At 49.8% G+C, this 19,270-nt stretch carries 16 protein-coding genes; 4 read left to right on the top strand and 12 right to left on the bottom strand.

The genetic code is table 11. The features are described from left to right. Positions 1-6 precede the first annotated feature (6 nt). From PQG83_RS01985 to PQG83_RS01975, 3 genes are all read right to left on the bottom strand, one after another. Positions 7-3,165: an efflux RND transporter permease subunit gene (locus tag PQG83_RS01985; RefSeq protein ID WP_312746182.1), complete on the bottom strand. Its 3,159-nt coding sequence runs from the start codon at positions 3,163-3,165 to the stop codon at positions 7-9. After that, positions 3,166-4,584: a TolC family protein gene (locus PQG83_RS01980; protein WP_312746180.1), complete on the bottom strand. Its 1,419-nt coding sequence runs from the start codon at positions 4,582-4,584 to the stop codon at positions 3,166-3,168. It lies immediately after the preceding gene. A 174-nt stretch (positions 4,585-4,758) separates the two neighbouring features. After that, positions 4,759-5,100 carry a PadR family transcriptional regulator gene (locus PQG83_RS01975; RefSeq protein WP_312746178.1) on the bottom strand — a complete coding sequence of 114 codons (342 nt, stop codon included), beginning with the start codon at positions 5,098-5,100 and terminating at the stop codon, positions 4,759-4,761. Positions 5,101-5,728: 628 nt separating this feature from the next. Between PQG83_RS01975 and PQG83_RS01970 the strand changes: the two genes are divergently transcribed. Then, entirely contained in the window at positions 5,729-6,226 is a 498-nt protein-coding gene (locus PQG83_RS01970; RefSeq protein WP_312746175.1) for a SixA phosphatase family protein, read from the top strand. Between the two features lie 114 nt (positions 6,227-6,340). Here the strand turns inward: PQG83_RS01970 and PQG83_RS01965 are convergent, their stop codons facing one another. The 4 genes from PQG83_RS01965 to PQG83_RS01950 form a co-directional block, all read right to left on the bottom strand. Beyond that, a complete protein-coding gene (locus tag PQG83_RS01965) occupies positions 6,341-6,733 on the bottom strand; it encodes a bactofilin family protein (protein ID WP_312746172.1) in 393 nt (130 codons plus the stop codon). A 362-nt stretch (positions 6,734-7,095) separates the two neighbouring features. Continuing rightward, positions 7,096-8,088, bottom strand: coding sequence for an inorganic phosphate transporter (locus PQG83_RS01960; RefSeq protein WP_312746169.1), 993 nt, complete (start codon positions 8,086-8,088; stop codon positions 7,096-7,098). 56 nt (positions 8,089-8,144) lie between these two features. Then, positions 8,145-8,762 (bottom strand): DUF47 domain-containing protein, encoded by a 618-nt coding sequence (locus tag PQG83_RS01955; protein WP_312746166.1) that lies wholly within the window; start codon positions 8,760-8,762, stop codon positions 8,145-8,147. 283 nt (positions 8,763-9,045) lie between these two features. Continuing rightward, positions 9,046-10,605, bottom strand: coding sequence for a Ppx/GppA phosphatase family protein (locus tag PQG83_RS01950; RefSeq protein WP_312746163.1), 1,560 nt, complete (start codon positions 10,603-10,605; stop codon positions 9,046-9,048). 121 nt (positions 10,606-10,726) lie between these two features. On the opposite strand from PQG83_RS01950, the gene PQG83_RS01945 reads away from it, so the two are divergent. Further along, a complete protein-coding gene (locus PQG83_RS01945; protein ID WP_312746161.1) occupies positions 10,727-10,858 on the top strand; it encodes a hypothetical protein in 132 nt (43 codons plus the stop codon). A 135-nt stretch (positions 10,859-10,993) separates the two neighbouring features. Here PQG83_RS01945 and PQG83_RS01940 read toward each other — a convergent pair whose 3' ends face one another. Then, on the bottom strand, positions 10,994-11,791 hold the full coding sequence (locus tag PQG83_RS01940; RefSeq protein WP_312746160.1) for an inositol monophosphatase family protein: 798 nt from the start codon (positions 11,789-11,791) through the stop codon (positions 10,994-10,996). Between the two features lie 467 nt (positions 11,792-12,258). Between PQG83_RS01940 and PQG83_RS01935 the strand changes: the two genes are divergently transcribed. Together PQG83_RS01935 and ppk1 are read left to right on the top strand one after the other, a co-directional pair. Next, complete coding sequence (locus PQG83_RS01935) at positions 12,259-13,701, top strand: CYTH and CHAD domain-containing protein (RefSeq protein WP_312746158.1); 1,443 nt, start codon at positions 12,259-12,261, stop codon at positions 13,699-13,701. A gap of 140 nt (positions 13,702-13,841) precedes the next feature. Further along, a complete protein-coding gene (gene ppk1 / locus PQG83_RS01930; protein WP_312746156.1) occupies positions 13,842-16,001 on the top strand; it encodes a polyphosphate kinase 1 in 2,160 nt (719 codons plus the stop codon). Between the two features lie 67 nt (positions 16,002-16,068). Here the strand turns inward: ppk1 and PQG83_RS01925 are convergent, their stop codons facing one another. The 4 genes from PQG83_RS01925 to pstB form a co-directional block, all read right to left on the bottom strand. Beyond that, positions 16,069-16,275: a hypothetical protein gene (locus PQG83_RS01925; protein ID WP_312746153.1), complete on the bottom strand. Its 207-nt coding sequence runs from the start codon at positions 16,273-16,275 to the stop codon at positions 16,069-16,071. Between the two features lie 156 nt (positions 16,276-16,431). Next, on the bottom strand, positions 16,432-17,499 hold the full coding sequence (locus tag PQG83_RS01920) for a sugar phosphate nucleotidyltransferase (protein WP_312746150.1): 1,068 nt from the start codon (positions 17,497-17,499) through the stop codon (positions 16,432-16,434). 185 nt (positions 17,500-17,684) lie between these two features. Continuing rightward, positions 17,685-18,344, bottom strand: a complete 660-nt coding sequence (gene phoU / locus PQG83_RS01915; RefSeq protein WP_312640144.1) for a phosphate signaling complex protein PhoU — start codon at positions 18,342-18,344, stop codon at positions 17,685-17,687. Positions 18,345-18,373: 29 nt separating this feature from the next. Continuing rightward, positions 18,374-19,180: a phosphate ABC transporter ATP-binding protein PstB gene (gene pstB, locus PQG83_RS01910; RefSeq protein ID WP_312746147.1), complete on the bottom strand. Its 807-nt coding sequence runs from the start codon at positions 19,178-19,180 to the stop codon at positions 18,374-18,376. Positions 19,181-19,270 lie beyond the last annotated feature (90 nt).

The following is a 19,270-nucleotide window of genomic DNA, read 5'->3' as shown; positions in this document are numbered from 1 at the left end:
TCCGGGTTAACTGGGAACCGTGACGTGCGAAGGTTCATAGTGGATACTCGTTGGATCATCTGGATCTAATGAAGGAGACTGGATGCCTCCCCGCTTTTCCAGAATTGCATACACGGCCGGCAAGATCAGCAAACTGGAGACGGTGGCGAACAACAACCCACCAATCACTGCCTGTCCGAGAGGGGCCACCTGTTCCCCTCCTTCCATGACCCCCAATGCCATTGGCAACATGCCAGCCATCATAGCCAATCCCGTCATGAGAATCGGACGAGCCCGGCTGCCAGCCCCTTCCCGAGCAGCTTCGAGCGAGGAGAGCCCTTGTCTCCGATGATGTTCGGCAAACGACACCAAAAGAATCGCATTCGCCACAGCCACGCCCGTGGCCATAATTGCTCCCAAAAACGACTGAATATTCAGTGTGGTCCCAAAAAGTTCCAATCCAAGCACGACTCCCATCAAGACGGCAGGCGTCGTCAGCAAAACCACCAAGGCGCTTCGCCAGGACTGAAAACTTGCGGCTAAGAGCAGAAAAATCGTCAGCAATGCCAGAGCTAATCCAAGTTGGAGGTTAACGAACATCTCCTTCATCGGGGCGATTTGCCCTCGAACGTCCACCCGGACCCCTTTCGGAGGTGGGCCGACCCGATTTAACGCGACCTCTATATGTTCCGCTGCCCGTCCTAAATCTTCTCCCGTCACATTAGCCACAATCGTGACCATTCGTTGCATGTTATACCGCGCATACTCTCCAATAGAGGTTCCGGGAATAACCTCCGCCACGTCACGAAGCAAGGGTCCACGTCCCCCTTCCAACATCACCGGTAAATTGAGCATATCCTGTACGGACTGAAATTCCGATTGGGGAATTTCCACCTGCACCTGATAGGCTCTTCCAGATTGGGGATCATGCCAATAAATCGGTTCCACAAAACGAGTTGAGGAAGTCGCCGAGACCACCGCCCTGGCTACTTCACCGGCCGTCACACCAAGCTGGCCCGCTCGCACTCGATCCACGCGCACTGCCAGGGTGGGATAGTCCAGGGGTTGCCCGAAGCGCAGATCTCGGATGGCAGATAGATGCGAGAGCTCCTCTCGCACTCGTTCCGCATACGCCCGGTTAGCCTCCATATTCGGTCCGCTCATCGCGATTTCAATCGGGGTTGGAGATCCCATGCTCATGACCTGCGTGACGATATCGCCGCTCTCAAAGGTATAACGCGTCCCGGGAAATCGCTTGGGTAAAATTTCCCTCAATCGTTCTTTCACCTGCTCCAGGGAAACATCGGAACCCCGTTTCAGCGCCACCAACAAGACTGCTTCATGAGGTCCGCTGCTCCACATATACAGGGTATTCACCGGATAACTCGACGGATGAACTCCCACAAACCCCAGGCTAATATTTATCCGCTCAGGGCCAATTTCCTGTTTGATCGTTTCTAGTATTTCCTTCGTCAACAGCTCCGTTCGTTCGACACGGGTTCCATCCGGAGCCAGAATTCGCAATTGAAATTGTCCGGTATCGACCCGAGGAAAGATATCCAATCCCAGCCTGGAACCAAAACCCACGACGATTGCCATACTGAGCAGCATATAGCCGATGAGGACCAGCCCCTTATGGCTCAATGTCCAGTTCAAGGCATTGATGTACCAGGCCGGCATGGTCGGACCTCCTCTCCCCTCTGCCTTGGGATGCCCACCCAACAGCCACACAGCCAAGACGGGCACTAAAGTCGTGGACAGAATGTAAGAAGCTGCCATGGCAAAGCCCACGGCCAATGCCAACGGCACAAACAAGGCTTTCGCCACGCCACTCATGAAAAAGGACGGAAGAAACACGGCTAAAATACTCAACATAGACAGGAGAAGAGGCATCACCACTTCACCACGTGAATCCTTGACGGCCCTCCCCAGACTCTTCCCACGAGACAAATGGGCATGCACATTTTCAATCGTGACCGTGGATTCATCCACCAAAATACCCACTGCCAGGGCCAAGCCCCCTAACGTCATAATATTAATGGTCTGTCCTGTTGCCCACAAAGCCACCACGGCTGATAAGAGAGCAAATGGAATGGTCATGACGACTATCACCGAACTCCGCCAACTCCGGAGGAAGAGCCACACCACTAATCCCGTTAAGACCGCTCCCAGCACACTTTCCACGACGACAGCCTTTACCGCATTCGTAACATAGGTTGATTGATCGAATTCAAAACTAATCTGAATATCGTCAGGCACCGAGTCCCGAAAAGTCGGGAGCGAGGCTTTAATGCGATCCACGACAGCCATGGTGGAGGCATCAGCCCGTTTGGTGACCGGGATGTAGACGGTGCGTCGCCCATTCACCATGGCATAACTGGTGACAATGTCCTCTCCATCTTCCACGGTTCCCACGTCTTTCAAAAAGACCGTGGGCCCGGCCCCCAATCGAATAGGCAGATGTTCCAATTCTGTAATGTTTTCGACAACAGAATTCACAGGGGTCAAATAGGCCAACTCTCCTATGCGGACATTTCCCGCCGGCATGAGCATATTACCCGTTCGCACGGCCTGAACCACTTCCTCCGGAGACATGCCAAATGCCCGCAACCGTTCCGGGTTCACCTTAATCACAATGGTTCGAGCTGTCCCTCCAAATGGCGGAGGGGCAGACACCCCAGGGACCGCGGAAAACATCGGTCGCACTCTGAACAAGGCGAGATCTTGAATTTCTTTCAGGCTCCGAGACTGACTCTTAAAAACCAAATAGCCCACCGGTACGCTTCCGGCATCAAATCTCGAAATAAAAGGCGGCACCGTGCCGGGAGGCATAAACGCGCGGGATCGATTCACATAGGCGACTGTCTGCGCCAGAGCCTGATCCATATCCGTATCCGGATGAAAAAACAATTTCATCAAGGCTGCACCCTGGATGGATTTGGATTCGACATGCTCAATCCCGGTGATATAGAGGAAATGATATTCATAGAACGAGACCAGGTGTGCCTCCATTTGGGCCGGATCCATGCCACCATAGGGTTGGGCGACATATATGGCAGGAAGCCCCAGATTCGGGAAAATGTCGATGGCCATCCGTTTGACTACCAGATAGGAAAATAAGGCCATGGACGCGACCAGCACCATAATGGTCAGAGGTCGCCGAAGGGCAAAGAGAAGCAGCTTCATTTAATGGCCGGGTGAAGAAGCGGAGGGGCGCGCAAGCCGTAAAATTTCTGATAGCTCGCCCTGAACCCCGGATAAGGCCAACAAGGCTTTCCACACCCCAAGCCGCGCGCGCGCATCATCCACGGCCGCCTGAACAACCAGCCGTTGCGCCTCAGAGACGTCCACGACTGTGGCGAGGCCGACCTTAAATTGTGCGGCGGCTTGGGCTTCTGTCAAGCGGGCGGCTTGAAATTGGATGGGTGTGTTTTCGGCAATGAGTTTGGTACTCTCCACCAGCGATCGAGCTTTCACCTGTTGCGCCGTCAGCTCTTGAATCACACGATCGTAGCGAGCCATTTCCGCCAGATTGTGAAAATGCGCCTGTTGTTTTTGCGCCCGGATGGCTGAAAAATCCAACAGGGAAAAGGTCGCTGTCAGACCAACCGCCCAATTCGGCACATCCGGTAATAACCCGTCCCCTCCGCCACCTCGGTTCCCCTGATTATCCCATCCGCTGCCACGGCCGAAAAAGCTGCTCTGCAGGTTGAATTTCGGCACCCAGGCCTGCGCCAAGGCTTCTTCCCGATTTTTGGGAATATCAGCTGCAGCCTTTTGGACTAATGCCAAGGGATGTTGTGAGGGATCCTTTTTATCGGCGACAGATCCTTGAGGGAAGGCTTTTAGCACCGGATCTCCGATCGAAATTCGACCACCGGCTATCCCGAGCACCTGAGCTAATGTGGCCATTCGTGATCGTTCAACCTGCTCTGCTTCCAATAGGTGAGTGCGTGCAACCGCCGTCTCGGCTTGAGCACGGGATCCATCAACTCCCGGCCGCAATTGATTACGGACGAGAACCTCGACGGTCTTAGCAAAGACCACCCGACGTTCCAAATTGGCTTGTAGGGCCTGGCGAGACTCTTGGGCCATGATGACATCGATATAGGCGTCTCCGACAGCCAACGCCACTTCAAGCTGGGTAAGGGTGATAAAGGCTTTCGAATGACGTTCCATGGTCCGGGCGGTACTCACCTGGGCCGAACGCAAACCAAAGTCAAAGGGTTCCCATGCCAGCAGAATACCGGCGGCGCTGCCCCAGCTACTACTATAAGCACTTCGTCCTAGATCAGGACCGGAAATCGGTTGAAAAAAAGCATTCGGGAAAAACATCCCGGAAACATTATTAAAGGTCGAACGAGTCCCTTGAACGCCGATTTCCACCCGTGGGAGATAGTTTGTCTCTGCCAAATCAATGCCGGATTGAGCTTCCTTTTGCTTGGCTAAGGATTCCCGCACTGCAGGATAATGCTGCAAGCCATATTCAATGGCTTGCAGTAAGGTCAGGTGAGTGGACAACGGTTCAGGCTGTTGAGCATGACAAGCTTCTATGGCCACATGAAGACAAAAAAAGATTGCCAGGAAAGTTGGCAACAGATTCATTGAGGGGTCCTTCGTATTTATCATTATGGTGACCATTCACCAGTTATGTGTTGAAGAATGTCCCAGCATGGGGCTAGATCCATTTGAAACACTTTTTTCTCTTCTCATCCTTCTTGTACACCCTAATTCATATCACGGAATTGATGAGTAACTGTTCCCAGCAGTCTCCTTTCGTCAACTGGTTTCTGGATTCATGACCTCTTCTGTTAGTTCTCGTATTTGCTGTCTGGCTTGAACCAAGGCCTGTCGGCCGGATCTGGTGATGGTGTAGGTTCTTCGGCGGCGTCCCGATTGAAGTTCCAGTTGGCATCGGAGATATCCTGCCGCTTCCAGACCGTGCAATGTTGGATAAAGGGTGCCTGGACTCAGCTGGTAACCATGGCTAGCCAATTCCTGAGCCAAATCAACTCCACAGACGGGCTCCTCAGCGGCATGGTGCAAGATATGGATTTTGACGAAACCCAAGAAAAATTGGCGCACCATGCGCCGAGTAGGCTCGTGATTACTGGTGGGCATAAAAACTTCAGTTAGGGAAATAAGATTCTGTTATCGTTTATCGATATCGATTTTCGATACTATTAGCGCAAATTCCCTAATTGTCAAGATGGTCATTACACGTCGCATGCGTAAGAGTGGGGAACACCAAACGAAATCAGGTCATCTCGCCATTAAGAATTCTTTCCTATAGCAACCATCGCCGAAGCATACGGTGCCCGTATTCTTGGGCTATGACTTGTTTACTTTCTTCCCCTGATTATGATGCTCTCTGATCATGAGAGGTCTATTGCACAAGCCTGTCTCTTTGGTACCCAGGCGACCCTTCAGCATCTTTGGCAATAAGTATGCTGCGTTGGCTTAGGTCAGCCCATCCTCCATGGATACTTAGGTTGGCCTTACACAGACAAATAATTGGTTGATCGGCAGAGAAATGCCATGACGTTGCATTGCCCCATTCTAATGTTGCCTTCGTTGCCCAATTTTAATTCCCAGTGAACACTTTCTGTGAAGTGCTCATTGGGGCATCCTGGTCTTCAGTTTCACCTTGGCATTTTTTAACTTTTGCAGAGACTGTAGAGGATGTTAATTTTGAGGTATGATAACCGGCAAAGTCGCTCTAAATGGGTCAACATAAGGAGATGTCTATATGAATTGTCTTTTATTGCGCCATGGCATTGCTGTTAACCCACATGAATGGGACCACTCTGAACGCGAACGCCCTCTGACCAAAGAAGGTATTGCCAAAACTGAACAGGTCGCTGCAGGGCTCAAACGTATTGGAGTGAAGCCCACACACCTCTTGTGCAGTCCATTAATCCGTACTCAACAGACGGCTGAGATTACCAAAGAGACGCTACAGATCACAGCAACGATTCAGCTGTGCCCTGAGCTGGTGTATGACCAATCCCCCATGCTGTTATTCCCTCTATTCCAAAAATTTTCAACGGATGCCTTCGTCATGTGCGTCGGGCATGAACCTCATCTTGGCCAAACAGCCGCCTTGATGATTTTTGGAAAGAACAGCTCAGGTCTTTCGGTCAAAAAGGCCGGAGGCTGCCTTATTTCTTTTGATGGAAACGTCGGAGTAGGACGGGGAAATTTAGAATGGTGGATGGCCCCTGCGCAGCTCAGAGCGCTACGCTAAGGGCCTTGTGCACGACACAATGTTTACCACTCGTCAACCTTATCACCAATAGATCAATCGGCTTTCGATGCCACGACTTTCACTCGGTGCATTGGCTAAATACGTCCCCTTGGCTTATGAGCCCGCAGGGCGCACGATTCCCATTTTCACCAGTCCATTGACAAAGACGCCTTCTTCTAGCAGAAAAACCGGGGCATCGATTTTCCCTTCCAATGTCGCTGGGGCCAGCAACTGTATCTTCTGCAGAGCGACGAAGTCCCCACGAAGAGGACCCTGTGCGACAATGTCTTTAGCCTTAACGGTGGCTTCAAGCTTTCCATCTTTTCCCACTTGAATCAGATCGCTACCATAAATCTCTCCTTCAACAAATCCATCGATTCGCGCCATTCCCTGGACTTTCAATACGCCGCTCAATCGACACTTTTGGCCCAAATACATTTGATACCCTTCCTCTTCAAGTCCAACCGTTGAAACTTCCAGGGCGCCTGTTTGATACGATTCTGCCATAACTCCTCCTTTTGGTTACAATGCCGCGTATTGTGTGAAAGGGACCCGCGACTCAATCTTTGAACACGTCAGACTAAAGGCGGCAATGAGAAGGAACCATCCCCAAATGGAGGGACCGTAGAGACAACTTCAGACAACTAATTCTCTGAGACGGAATCGATGTGACGGTATCCACAAAACCGGGCAGGTCAATGGTTCTACCAAAGAAGAACAAACAGAGGAGAGAAGAAAAGGAGATATGACTAAATGTCAAGATTCAAGGAACATGAACTCTCAAACTATCAATTCAGCAAAAACAGATTCCTGATGCGACGCGCCAACAGCTTCTTGAGAATCACAGAAAATGAAGGAACACCGAACAATTAGAAAAATGCGGACAGCAGGAGATAAAAAGCGACGGCTAAGCATGCCGAACCGGGAAGGGTAAAAACCCACGCATAGGCAATTCTCCTGGTGACACCCCAACGAACCGCCGACAATCGATTGACCGCCCCCACGCCCATGACTGAAGATGTAATCGTGTGAGTCGTGCTGACAGGCAATCCAATATGGGCCGTAACCATCAACACTACACCGGCTCCGGTTTCGGCGGCGAACCCATGGATAGGATCCAACTTGGCAATTCGCATCCCCAGAGTTCGAATGATCTTCCACCCTCCTAAAGCCGTCCCCAGGCCCATAGAGAGGGCACAGGAAATAATAACCCATTTGGGCACTTCCGCAGAAGGAATATGTCCGGCAGAAAGCAAAGCCAAGGTAATAATTCCCATCGCTTTTTGTGCATCATTGGCTCCATGACTCAACGCCATAAACCCCGCTGACACCAATTGAAGACGTCGAAACAACCTCATAGCCCTTCCTCGCGAAGCCCGAAAAAACGCCCAGCTCAACCCAATCATGAGTACAAAGGCCACAAGAAAACCCAATAACGGGGAAGAGACCATCGCTTCCATAACCTTTATCAATCCGGCACCCTGCAACACCTCGACACCACCATGAATAAAACCTGCACCAACCATGGCTCCAATCAAGGCATGGGAGGAACTGGAAGGCAACCCCATATGTAAGGTAATAAAATTCCAAACGATAGCTCCCCCCAATGCCGAAATAATGACCACATCATTGATCGCGGCAGGATCGATGATTCCGCTTCCTACCATCTTGGCTACCGCGGTAGACATAAAGGCCCCGACCACATTCAAAACACCGGCAAAAAGAACCGCTAAGGTGGGGCTCAGGACCCGAGTGGACACGACGGTGGCCACGGCATTGGCACTATCATGCCAACCATTTGAAAAATCAAATAGAAGTGCGAGGACAATAATTAAAATTAGAAGTATGCTGAATTCGGCCACGGAGGTGCTTTGGGGAGGAGTATCAGAAAAATCGAAAGGATTCGGCTACCACTTCATTATCCATGCTTGAGTGCGATCCGTTCCAGGACATTCACAACATCCTCACACGAATCGGTGCCCATCTCAAAATTCTCATAGATCTCTTTCCACTTCATCACCGTCTTGGGATCCGCTTCCTCTTCAAATAACCGGGAAATCGCTTCTAGGCTCACCCGGTCAGCTTCGTTTTCCAAGCTATGCACTCGAATGGCACAGTCCTTCATATCCCAGTTTTGATGACGAAGAAGATCAATCCCTTTCCCGACCTCTAAAACGGCATCATGAAGGATTTCGGACAACCTGAGTGCCATGGGCGTCGGGTGGTCTATTTTAAACACCATGAACAATTCGGCCACCGCATCAATTTCGTCCAGAATATCATCGAGCGCGCTGGCCAATGCGTGAATATCTTCCCGATCTAACGGGGTAATAAATGTTTTATTGAGTTTATACACGATGTCACGAGTGAGATCGTCACCCTTGTGCTCCAAATTTTTGATGTGTTGAATTTGTGTATGCGGTTCATCAAAGGACTTCATTAATGCTTTCAAGCACTGTCCTGCTTCCACGACGTTTTGAGATGCTTGCTCGAATAAATCAAAAAACCCGCTTTCCCGAGGCATAAAACTAAACATACGGTGTCTCCTTAAACTGGAAAGCGCAGAATGGTCGCATCTCGCCTTTGGACTTTGCAGGCCAGAAATCTCAATTTCCAAGCCGAAACCAGGTTAGTCTACCGGATATGCTTTCTTTGGGTGAGCAGTAATGATGGAATGACCCGCCATGATCTACAAGGAGAAGGCGACACACTCAAACCCCGGCTCTACATTTTAACCTATGCTGGGACTCCAAAATGCGCAAGTATCCCACAAATGCCAGAATCATTTCCAGAGAAGGGTTCACGCATAGGATGACCCGCTAGGCAACTGTTTTCATGGCAATGGGAGCCGGCTTCAATTCAATCCGGCAATGGAAGGTTTTCTCAAAGAGTTTCATCCTTCGTTCCGTTGTCCATAATTCCAACTCCGGATCATAGCGAAAAAATACATGGAGCCGCAGAGGCTTCCCGGGTTCTATGGAAATTTTCCTGATCACAGAAAAATGACTCCGATCCAGGCCATCGGCAATTCGTAAAATCGCACTGAGACATGGGACAACTTTTTTCTGGTCGCGATTTAAGAGTCGAAATCCTTTATGCCTGATCGTTGGTTGGCCCCGTCGATGATATCGCGCCACGTTGGCCATAATGCCTAATTCTTCAGACGAAAACCCGGGAAGATCGGCATGGGTGATCAAATAGTAGGTGTGCTTGTGGTGTTTGTTCTCTCTAATATGATGCCCAATATCGTGAAGTAAAGCCGCATATTCCAACCACTCCCGTTCCCTGTCGCCAAGTTGATGCAACGTTTGAGTCTGATCGAACAAACTTAATGCCAACTTCGCCACATGATGCGCATGGTTTTTGGGATATTGGTATCGTCTGGCCAACAAAAGGACCTGACGCCGGCGAATATGGGGAATTTCTTGTTCCGCCCGCAACCCTTCCTGATGTTGTTGAATGAAATCATAAATAACCCCTTCCCGAATCGCCTTATCACTGATACGCGCTTGCTTGACTCCGATACGTTCCATCAGTATCCGCAACACCAACACACCGGAATAGAGCGTATCCACACGCCTGGGGTCCAGGCCGGGTATATTCAATCGCGTCTGTGTATCTTTTGTCCGCAGCAGTCGTTCAACCTCTCGAACTTCATCTAACTCAATCGTGGCCATATCAATTTGAGAGAGCGGCCGTCCCGTCCTAGACAAATAAATGATTTCCGCGAGGTTTCCCGCCATCCCCGATGTGGCCACAAGTTGATTAAATTGAGAGTCATGTTTCTTTGATGTTAAGGATTTCTTCAAGGTTTGACTAACCTGATTTTCCAAACGTCTGATCATTTTTTTATCAGGTATGTCTGCCTTGAGGAATTGATCCTTTAACCTAATCGCACCTAACTTGAGACTTCTCACGAATTTTAAACGCTTTTGTGTACAAGCCATCAACTCCACGGACCCGCCCCCGATATCCACAATCATGGCGGGAAAATGGTCGAGATCCATAGTATTCCTGACGCCTAAATAGATGAGGCGGGCCTCTTCCTCACCGGTGATGACCCGCACTCTAAGCCCAAGTTCCTTGCGTACCAGCTTTAAAAAATCCCCTCCATTTTTTGCCTCGCGGACCGCACTGGTGGCAATCGGTACAATAGGATCAAATCCCTTATTCTTTGCCAGCATGGAAAACCGTTTTAGGACGGTCAACCCACGGTCCATGGCCTCTGGAGACAACCGCTGAGACGTAAAGGTTCCATCACCCAATCTGGCCATTTCCTTAATACGGTCGACAATTTTGTAAGAGAATCCTTTTCCAATTTCGGCTAGAACCATGTGAATGGAATTCGTTCCAATATCAATAACCGCGAGCCTTTTCATGTGGCTGAACTCCTTCAAAAATAGATTCGGTTCTACCCGTTCATGCCCACAAAGATTCCGTGGGCAATACAGGCATCAAATTTTGCAAGAAGGAAATCCTTCAGGAAGGGACAGAACTATCATGAATCATAGAAATACGATACCCCACACCCCAGACAGTTTCAATAGTGGGGCCATGATCGCCCAATATCTGGTATCCAGTCTGACGGCAACGGTATCTGACCAACATTTCTTCCCCGTTATGGGAATGTGACAAACGGATAAATCTCTGCCGGTTGCCCGAAATAAGGATTTGAAACATTGGAGGCATTCATGCGATAGGCATTCCATGCGACACGTCAGAGATGCTCCACGGAGAAAAACATCTGCCGGCAAAGTCCCGAAAATTTTAAAAGGAGAGTTCACGAGCAAGATGTTGAACGAGCAAACGGTTCCCAAATATGGCATCAACCTTTCCGGAATCCTTTGAGGGACGAAGGATTGCCGTCCCTCCGGCCTCCTCAATTAATACCTGAGTAGCCAGGATATCCCACGGGTTCAAAGCTGGGTCCACCATTGCGCCAAGGGCTCCACTGATCACCAGGCCATGCCCAAAACAATCGGTATACCCTCGCACATACCCGGACATCCCTAACAGTTGATGATAATCTGCCTCCCGATCCACACTGGAAAACTGAGCAAAATCGCCCACTCCGATAATTGCCTTTTCAATGGAAAGATCTTCAGGAAGGTGCAAGGTTTTTCCTTGTCGAGTGGCCCCTTGTCCCCTGGCGGCGGCATAGGTGAGGCCGAGCATGGGAAGGTGAATCACTCCAAGGACAGGAAATTGTTCCCGAGTGTCAACCAAGGCGATAATGGTACCGAATAACGGGATCCCATGGATAAAGGATCGTGTTCCATCGATAGGATCCACAACCCATTGCCATCCTGTTCCCGTCCCCTGTAACCCTTCTTCTTCACCAAGAATATCGAGAGGCCCGATTGCGGCGTTGGAAAGCAAGTGACTGCGGATAAGTGCTTCCCCCTCTTGATCGGCTTGAGTCACAGGTGAACCATCGCTTTTTTCTCTGATACGGAAATCCTGCTTTTCGAAATAGGCTCGAATCGGAACAGCGGCAACGTGGGCCGCCTGGACAGCAGTTTGCAACAATTGAGTCAGTTGATGATCGGGCAAACCTTTATACATCAATTATTCTCCTCTGTGTTTTGAACCCCTCGTTTCGCCTGGTAGTATATCGAAATTCATTTTTTGGTGACACAGCTTCTCTCGAATGCCGGATCACAATATGTTTCTAATACCCAGGTTCCGACTCGATCTCTCATCGCGTGCAACAGAGCTTGCAGGAAAGAGATATCCGTGTACTTGGATTAAGTGCCCTCAAGAAAAGCGTCCCGTTATCACCGGAGCATAAAGGTGGCCGTATAGGGCCTGAGGGGAATAACGCGACATTTACCATGTAAAGACAAGCAGTTACACGAAAACTTCACACTTTCTTGTGATCCATTCAAGTAAAATCAAACCGATTATTTTCTTTTCTTCATTGACAGTTTTCTGAGAAAGTAGCACGTTCTTATGTTTGGAACTCAACCCAATACCGTGAAATTTGCATTTCCACGACCCACGGCACACTGAATATTGCAAATAGAATTTTTATGCCATGGAAAATTCACCAGACGATTGAAGACGAAATTAAGTTTCGGATTCCACCCGGCTTCCACATCCCTCCCGACATGGGCGAACCGATCCCCACCCGCGTCTTCACATCCACCTATTTTGATAGCGAGCACCATCGACTCGGTCAATTGGGGCTGACACTCCGAAAACGAGTGGAACAAGCCCATGGGGTCTGGCAATTAAAAATACCCAGCGGTGCCGTTCGACTGGAGTTGAGCATTGATTCCGGCAGTCGCAGCATTCCCTGGGAATTTCAGGACTTATTGACGGCTTTTTTTAGAAAACAGGGGGCCATTCACCTCGGAAAACTCCGGACAAAGAGAAAAGGGGTTCGCATTCAGAAAGACAGCCAGATCATCGCTGAAGTCGTCCTGGACTCCGTCGCCCTCCTCAGAGACAAAAAAATTGTGCATTCATTCCAGGAATTAGAGGTTGAATTACAGGAAGGTACAGCCGCTCAACTCAAGCCTATCCGCACGATCTTAGTTCATGCCGGGGCAGAGGAGACACCATTACAACCCAAGATTTTTCAGGCACTACAATTTCCCTATCCGCTTACCCTCGAGTTCAGTGATCCTTCAGCACCCGCGACAGAACATATCCGGGATAGGCTTCATTCCCAATTTTTCCAGATGTTGCAACATGATCCCGGAACCCGTTTGGGTCGGGATAGCGAAGCACTCCATCGCATGCGAGTCGCGACCCGCCGCATGAGAGCCATCGTTCGGGCGGTGCGTACTTTTCTCGCCCCGGAATGGACAGAGCATGTTTGCCAAGAGCTGGGCTGGGTTGGTTCTTTGTTGGGCGAAGTCAGGGACGGGGATGTCCTTTTGGAATCATTTCGTCAAAATTTCCATGACCTCTCCATACAAGAACAGCCTGCATTTCAATCGATTCTCAAGAAATTTGAAGATCAGAGGTCTGTGGCCCGTGCCAAACTTCTGGAGGGATTGCGTAGTGACCGGTATCTCAATCTCCTGAATCATTTTGAGGACTCACTAACCCGTTTACCATTTCAGCCATCTCCACTGACGATTACGGAATTAGCGAGAAACGCCTTTCGTAAAGTTCAGGATTTTGTGAATGCCTCAAACGGCTCTTTCCCGAAGACTGAACTGCATCGCACTCGAATACTCTTGAAACGTGCGCGGTATGCCCTTGAACTCGCCGAGCCCATGCTTGGCAAGCAGACCAAACGGTTTCTTAAACAGGCGAAATGCACGCAGGAACTTCTGGGACACCATCAGGATGCGGTAGTTGCTGAGCAACGGCTCCTCGCCATCAAACAACACTCCCGGTCAACCGGCATAGCCTATGTCACCGGACTGATGGTTGAACGGTTTCGGAACCAGCAATCCCAGGCATATCAACATCTCCCGAAACTGTGGCAAAAGCTTCAGAAACGTGGGAAAAAACTCTAAAGCCTTATGGAACAAATCCACCTTGCTCCCTTTACGTCGTCATAGGCCCCTTTTTATTGGACTGATGCTGATGGGCCTGAATAGGCTCAATCAGGTAGAATGACTCTTCATCCATAACAGGGATAATAGGAGATCCGGTCATGACTCATCAGCAAAAACCGAAGGCGCCCAATCTACCTGAGGTCATCGATAATCTTGACGACCCCAAGCTATATCTGAACCGGGAACTGAGTTGGCTGGAGTTCAATAAACGGGTACTGGAAGAGGCAGAAGATCCGAGCCATCCCTTGCTGGAACGAGTCAAATTCCTTTCGATTTTCTTCAATAATCTTGACGAGTTTTTCATGATCCGGATTTCCGGATTACGCGAACAATTGTCCAGCGGGGTCCTGGAAGCCGCTCTGGATGGGATGAGTCCTTCCGATCAATTGGGGCAAATACGGGACGCCCTTCTTCGGAATTTCGCCCGTGTCACCCAATGTTGGCAGGATGACCTTCTGACGCGTCTGGCCCAAGCACATATTCGCATTCTGGCCTATCAAGACCTCAAACCCAAACAACGATCTCTGCTCCGCAGATATTTTCGAAAAGAAATTTTTCCCGCCCTGACGCCCTTGGCCTTTGACCCCAGCCATCCTTTTCCCCATATCTCCAACCTCACGGTCAACCTGGCTGTGGTGGCGAACGACCCCGAGCGTGGAGAATGCTTTGCACGCATTAAGGTTCCGTCGTTGTTCCCAAGATTGATCAGAATTCCAGACGAATCGCAGGTATCAGACGATGAACAATTGGGGTTAGCCACCGGAGCGGAAAGCACCAACTTTGTGTGGCTGGAGGACATCATCGCCGCCAATCTGGACTTATTGTTTCCCGGCCTGACGATTCAGGCCTCCTATTATTTTCGCATTACCAGGGATGCCGACTTTGAAATCGAAGAAGATGAAGCCGGCGATCTGCTGGCTGCCATTGAGGAACAAATTGATTTACGCCAATTCGGTTCGGTGGTGCGATTGGAACTGGACCGGCATATGCCGGATTCCATCAAAGATATCCTGGTCAGAAATCTGAGTTTAGCGCCCTATCAAGTTTATACCTATGATTTCCGTCTTGGCCTTTCGAATCTTCTTGAACTCACAGCCATTGACCGACCGGATTTGAAATTTTCACCCCATTTCCCCAATATTCTGCAGGACCCCACTTCGAAGGAGTCATTATTTTCACTCATCAAACGGGAAGACATCTTCCTTCATCATCCCTACGACAGCTTCTCACCAGTCGTGGATTTCATTCGACAAGCCGCGCTGGATCCGAAAGTGTTAGCCATTAAGCAGACACTCTATCGAGTAGGCATTAACTCCCCTGTGGTAGACGCCCTCATGGAAGCCCGCCAAAATGACAAGCAGGTTGCCGTACTCCTGGAACTCAAAGCCCGGTTCGATGAGGAAAACAATATTGAATGGGCAAGAAAATTAGAAGATGAAGGTGTCCATGTGGTGTATGGTGTCCTGGGCCTGAAAACACATGCCAAGGTCTGCATGGTTGTTCGTCGTGAATCAGATGGCATTCGTCGCTATCTGCATCTCGGAACCGGCAATTACAACCCCATCACCAGCAAATTCTATACAGATTTTAGTTTATTTACCTGTCATCCGGTATTTGGCGAAGATGTCACCGATCTGTTCAATGCCTTGACCGGATATTCCAAAAAAGACTCCTACGCGAAACTTTTGATTGCGCCGGTCGGGATTCGAACGAATATCATCGACCGAATCAATCGGGAAATTTCCCGCCAACAACAACATGGAGACGGCTACCTCGCATTCAAGGTAAATTCTCTCGTCGACAAAGCCTCAATTCAGGCTTTGTATCGAGCCTCTCAAGCAGGAGTCAAGATTGAACTTATGGTCCGTGGGATGTGCGGGCTCCGCCCTGGGATTCCTGGGCTCAGCCAGACCATCACGGTCACGTCTCTCGTCGGACGATTCCTGGAGCATTCCCGCTGTTATTATTTTCGGAACGGAGGGCAGGATGAATTATTTCTGGGAAGTGCGGATCTCATGCCCCGCAATATGGACCGGCGCGTTGAAATTTTGTTTCCGATTGAGAATCCCACACTCAGAACCTTCATTGTTGAGACCGTTTTACGTCCCTACCTGAAAGACAACATGCACACGCGACAACTCCAAGCCGATGGAACCTATACCCGCGTCAAGCCTTTGGAGCATGAAGCACCATTTCAGGCCCAGGATTGGTTTATTGCAAACTGGAAGGGGAAGCACACCAAGCCGCCTTCCTCCTGAAGACGGTGAATGAGAAGTTGTCTGTTTTTTTCAGCTATGCCAACACATCTTTGCGCCTCTGCCAAACTTAACTGGTGGCTTCGCTAGGCACCAAAAACCAATTTTCAGAAAGAAATACTGTTTCCAACTCCCTCAGCGGACATCCCTCTTGATAATAAGCGGGCTCCCACTCCAGACCACAACTACGGCACCGCAATTGGATCGTACCGGATCGGTCCTGAAACGACGCATTTGGGGCACAGTCTCCCTGACCTTCCAATCTCACTCTGCTCATATATTTCCTCCTCTTTTCTTGGAACATCTTTATCAACCAAGCCCCGATAACCGAGGCTGGCACTTCACCCTAATCCGGGCCATCAGGATATTTTTCAACCGAAAACCATAGACAACTATCCAGTCACCACTTACATCGCATTTAATGCGTAAATTTTTATCCCATGACACCAGTGAATTCCTCCTGAACTGTTTCCTTCTGACGGGACGTCATCCAGGCCTGGTCAACCGATTCGCTATCTACTCCACAGAGTTCACGTCGTCTCATACACGCGATGGTCTCCTCAATGCGCTCAGGCCTTCCCCAATCACTCCAATAGACTCCGGTCAGATCCATCATGTGGAGTTGCTGAGGAATCAGCGATAAGAGATCGCTCGAGAAATTTCTCGTGGGCATCGTTCGATAGAGGTGCAGTAATTGTTGATGTTCGCTTGAGGTCCCAATCCCGCCCGCATGTTCTTCAAAAGGAATGACGACTTCCGGGATACACTGACGCCCGGCTTCCCATAAGGTCTGGATATTGGCAATCAACACCAACGTATTCCATTGCCCTCCACTTAGGGCAATATCCTCAAGCTGGGCCCCCTGGGGTTTCTCCACAAATCTTCGCACTTCCCTGACCCGGCTCACTCCAGAATTTGGAAGACAATGACCTGGAATTACCCATCCATAGTCCTGCTCCCGCGATTGAGGAGGAACGGTCAACAACACCATACGGTGCGGGTGCTCCTGGACCAGGGCCGCCGCATCACGCAGCACTTGAATCAGCGGCTCAACGGGGAAAATGAAATGATCAGAAGGCCACAGAACCACCGTGGCATGAGGATCATGCGCTCGAATATAGGAGAGCGGCAAAAACACACCGGGACCGGTTCCTCGATTATCAGGTTGCCAGACCACCCGTCCAAGGGATTCCTGGATCAATTGTGTCCGTACATAGCCCCAGTGTGATTGGTCCATCACCGTTACAACCCGATGAGGAAGGCAAAGGGCTTTCGCCCGCCTCCACGTATGTTGAATCATCGATCGTTTTCCCATAAACGCACAATATTGCTTCGGTCGATACGCACCGAAACGCTGCTCGGTATATTCCCGAAGGCGCTCTCCATGTCCACCTGCCAGAACCAGAGACCACAGCGAAACTGGGCCCTGTGGAGGTAGCGGCGTAGCCTGACCTTGAGAATACCGTGAGGAACTTCCGCGGGTGTCAATCCATTTTTGCATACCATTCTCCTTCCGCATGCGCTGGTGTATGTTGATGATTCTTCATACCCCCACTATACGTTTGAGAAATGACACCCCTGTCACAGACAGGTAAATTTTTTGTGACAGACGCGAAGAGGCTGGAGCAGGAACATACCAACAGAAGAAAATGACGAGGAGAAAACAGCAGGCAGGGAGACGACGTGTCAGGTTGGATTCATATGACGGATAATTTTCCCTTCAACCATATACACAACCAGTTCCGCCACATTGGTCGCATGATCGGCGATGCGTTCAATGTATTTGGAGATAAACGACAACCGGATCGCACGCGAAATTGTTTGGGGATTTTCCATCATAAAAGACAACAGTTCGCGAAATATTTGTTCATTCAGTTCATCCACGTAGTCATCCTCATTAAGGACCTGTCTGGCAAGGACCGAATCACCTCGTACAAACGCATCCAAGGCTTCTCCCACCATTTTAATGGCACGCTCGGCCATAAGCGGAATATCAATATACGGCTTTAATTGAGGTTCGGCATGCAATTCGATGGCACGCTCACAGATATTTTCGGCCAAATCGCTCATGCGCTCCAATTCGGTGGAAATTTTCATCGCGGTCGTGACAAACCGAAGGTCTTTCGCCGCGGGTTGGTGGAGCGCCAACAATTCGAGACAGAGTTCGTCAATGACCACATCCATCGTATTCACCTGACGATCATTCTGAATGACCTGATTCGCCACGACATCATCACGATCCACAAGCGCGGTCAGCGCTTGACGAATTTGGCCCTCAACGAGCGCACCCATGCGCAAAATCCTCTGCCTGAGATCCGCTAACGAATCATCAAAATGTCGTTTCATCGTGATCCTTTATTCTGGTCTACCGGAAATCAGCCGAACCGCCCCGTCACATAATCTTCCGTTCGGGAATCGCCCGGATTGGTGAAAATTTTCTTGGTGCCATCGAATTCGATTAATTCCCCTAACAAGAAGAATCCCGTCAAATCAGAGACTCGGGCAGCCTGTTGCATGTTATGTGTCACGATTACCACTGTGAGCCGCTCTTTTAACGTATGCAGAAGTTCCTCAATCCTCCCGGTGGAGATCGGATCCAGAGCGGAACACGGTTCATCCATCAACAACACTTCTGGATTCACCGCAAGTGCCCTCGCAATACAGAGTCGTTGTTGTTGACCTCCCGACAAGCCCAAAGCGCTGGCATGCAACCGGTCTTTAACCTCATCCCACAATCCCGCCCCCTGGAGACTTGTTTCAACGATTTCGTCAAGAATGGCACGTTTGCGGATCTTCTGCAATTGCGGACCATACGCCACATTCTGCCAGACGGTTTTGGGAAACGGATTAATCTTTTGAAAGACCATCCCAACCCGGGTTCGAAGATCGGTCGCATCGACTTCAGGTCGATAAATATTTTCCTCATCCAGGAGAATGGTTCCTTCGACCCTGGCGCCATCGACCAGATCATTGAGACGATTGAGACAGCGCAAAAGAGTCGATTTTCCGCAACCTGAAGGTCCGATAAATGCCGTCACTTTATTGGCGGGAACGGTCATATTCACACATTTGAGCGCCTGAACGGTTCCATAGTAAAAGTTCATATCTTGAATGACGATTTTCGCAGGTCCCTCCGTTACTGAATGTTGGGCCGTTTCAGATTCTACAAACGTCTTCTTCATGGGATCATGCCTTGTTTCAACTACCAATCTCAGAGATTTTGCATCGGAGGTCTTGAACGGAGACATAGATTGTTCCAAAAGATTCTGCTC

It is taken from the genome of Candidatus Nitrospira neomarina (genome assembly GCF_032051675.1).
In the GTDB taxonomy this organism is placed as follows: Bacteria; Nitrospirota; Nitrospiria; order Nitrospirales; family UBA8639; genus Nitrospira_E; species Nitrospira_E neomarina.
Note: the sequence above shows the minus strand (reverse complement) of the source record. Positions and strands in the feature narration are given on the sequence as shown.

Bases quoted from the DNA above. Each gene is read 5' to 3' on its own strand.
- PQG83_RS01985 (WP_312746182.1), bottom strand. From the start codon at position 3,165: ATGAAGCTGCTTCTCTTTGCCCTTCGGCGACCTCTGACCATTATGGTG.
- PQG83_RS01980 (WP_312746180.1), bottom strand. From the start codon at position 4,584: ATGAATCTGTTGCCAACTTTCCTGGCAATCTTTTTTTGTCTTCATGTG.
- PQG83_RS01975 (WP_312746178.1), bottom strand. From the start codon at position 5,100: ATGCCCACCAGTAATCACGAGCCTACTCGGCGCATGGTGCGCCAATTT.
- PQG83_RS01970 (WP_312746175.1), top strand. From the start codon at position 5,729: ATGAATTGTCTTTTATTGCGCCATGGCATTGCTGTTAACCCACATGAA.
- PQG83_RS01965 (WP_312746172.1), bottom strand. From the start codon at position 6,733: ATGGCAGAATCGTATCAAACAGGCGCCCTGGAAGTTTCAACGGTTGGA.
- PQG83_RS01955 (WP_312746166.1), bottom strand. From the start codon at position 8,762: ATGTTTAGTTTTATGCCTCGGGAAAGCGGGTTTTTTGATTTATTCGAG.
- PQG83_RS01950 (WP_312746163.1), bottom strand. From the start codon at position 10,605: ATGAAAAGGCTCGCGGTTATTGATATTGGAACGAATTCCATTCACATG.
- PQG83_RS01945 (WP_312746161.1), top strand. From the start codon at position 10,727: ATGAATCATAGAAATACGATACCCCACACCCCAGACAGTTTCAATAGT.
- PQG83_RS01940 (WP_312746160.1), bottom strand. From the start codon at position 11,791: ATGTATAAAGGTTTGCCCGATCATCAACTGACTCAATTGTTGCAAACT.
- PQG83_RS01935 (WP_312746158.1), top strand. From the start codon at position 12,259: ATGCCATGGAAAATTCACCAGACGATTGAAGACGAAATTAAGTTTCGG.
- ppk1 (WP_312746156.1), top strand. From the start codon at position 13,842: ATGACTCATCAGCAAAAACCGAAGGCGCCCAATCTACCTGAGGTCATC.
- PQG83_RS01925 (WP_312746153.1), bottom strand. From the start codon at position 16,275: ATGAGCAGAGTGAGATTGGAAGGTCAGGGAGACTGTGCCCCAAATGCG.
- PQG83_RS01920 (WP_312746150.1), bottom strand. From the start codon at position 17,499: ATGCAAAAATGGATTGACACCCGCGGAAGTTCCTCACGGTATTCTCAA.
- phoU (WP_312640144.1), bottom strand. From the start codon at position 18,344: ATGAAACGACATTTTGATGATTCGTTAGCGGATCTCAGGCAGAGGATT.
- pstB (WP_312746147.1), bottom strand. From the start codon at position 19,180: ATGAAGAAGACGTTTGTAGAATCTGAAACGGCCCAACATTCAGTAACG.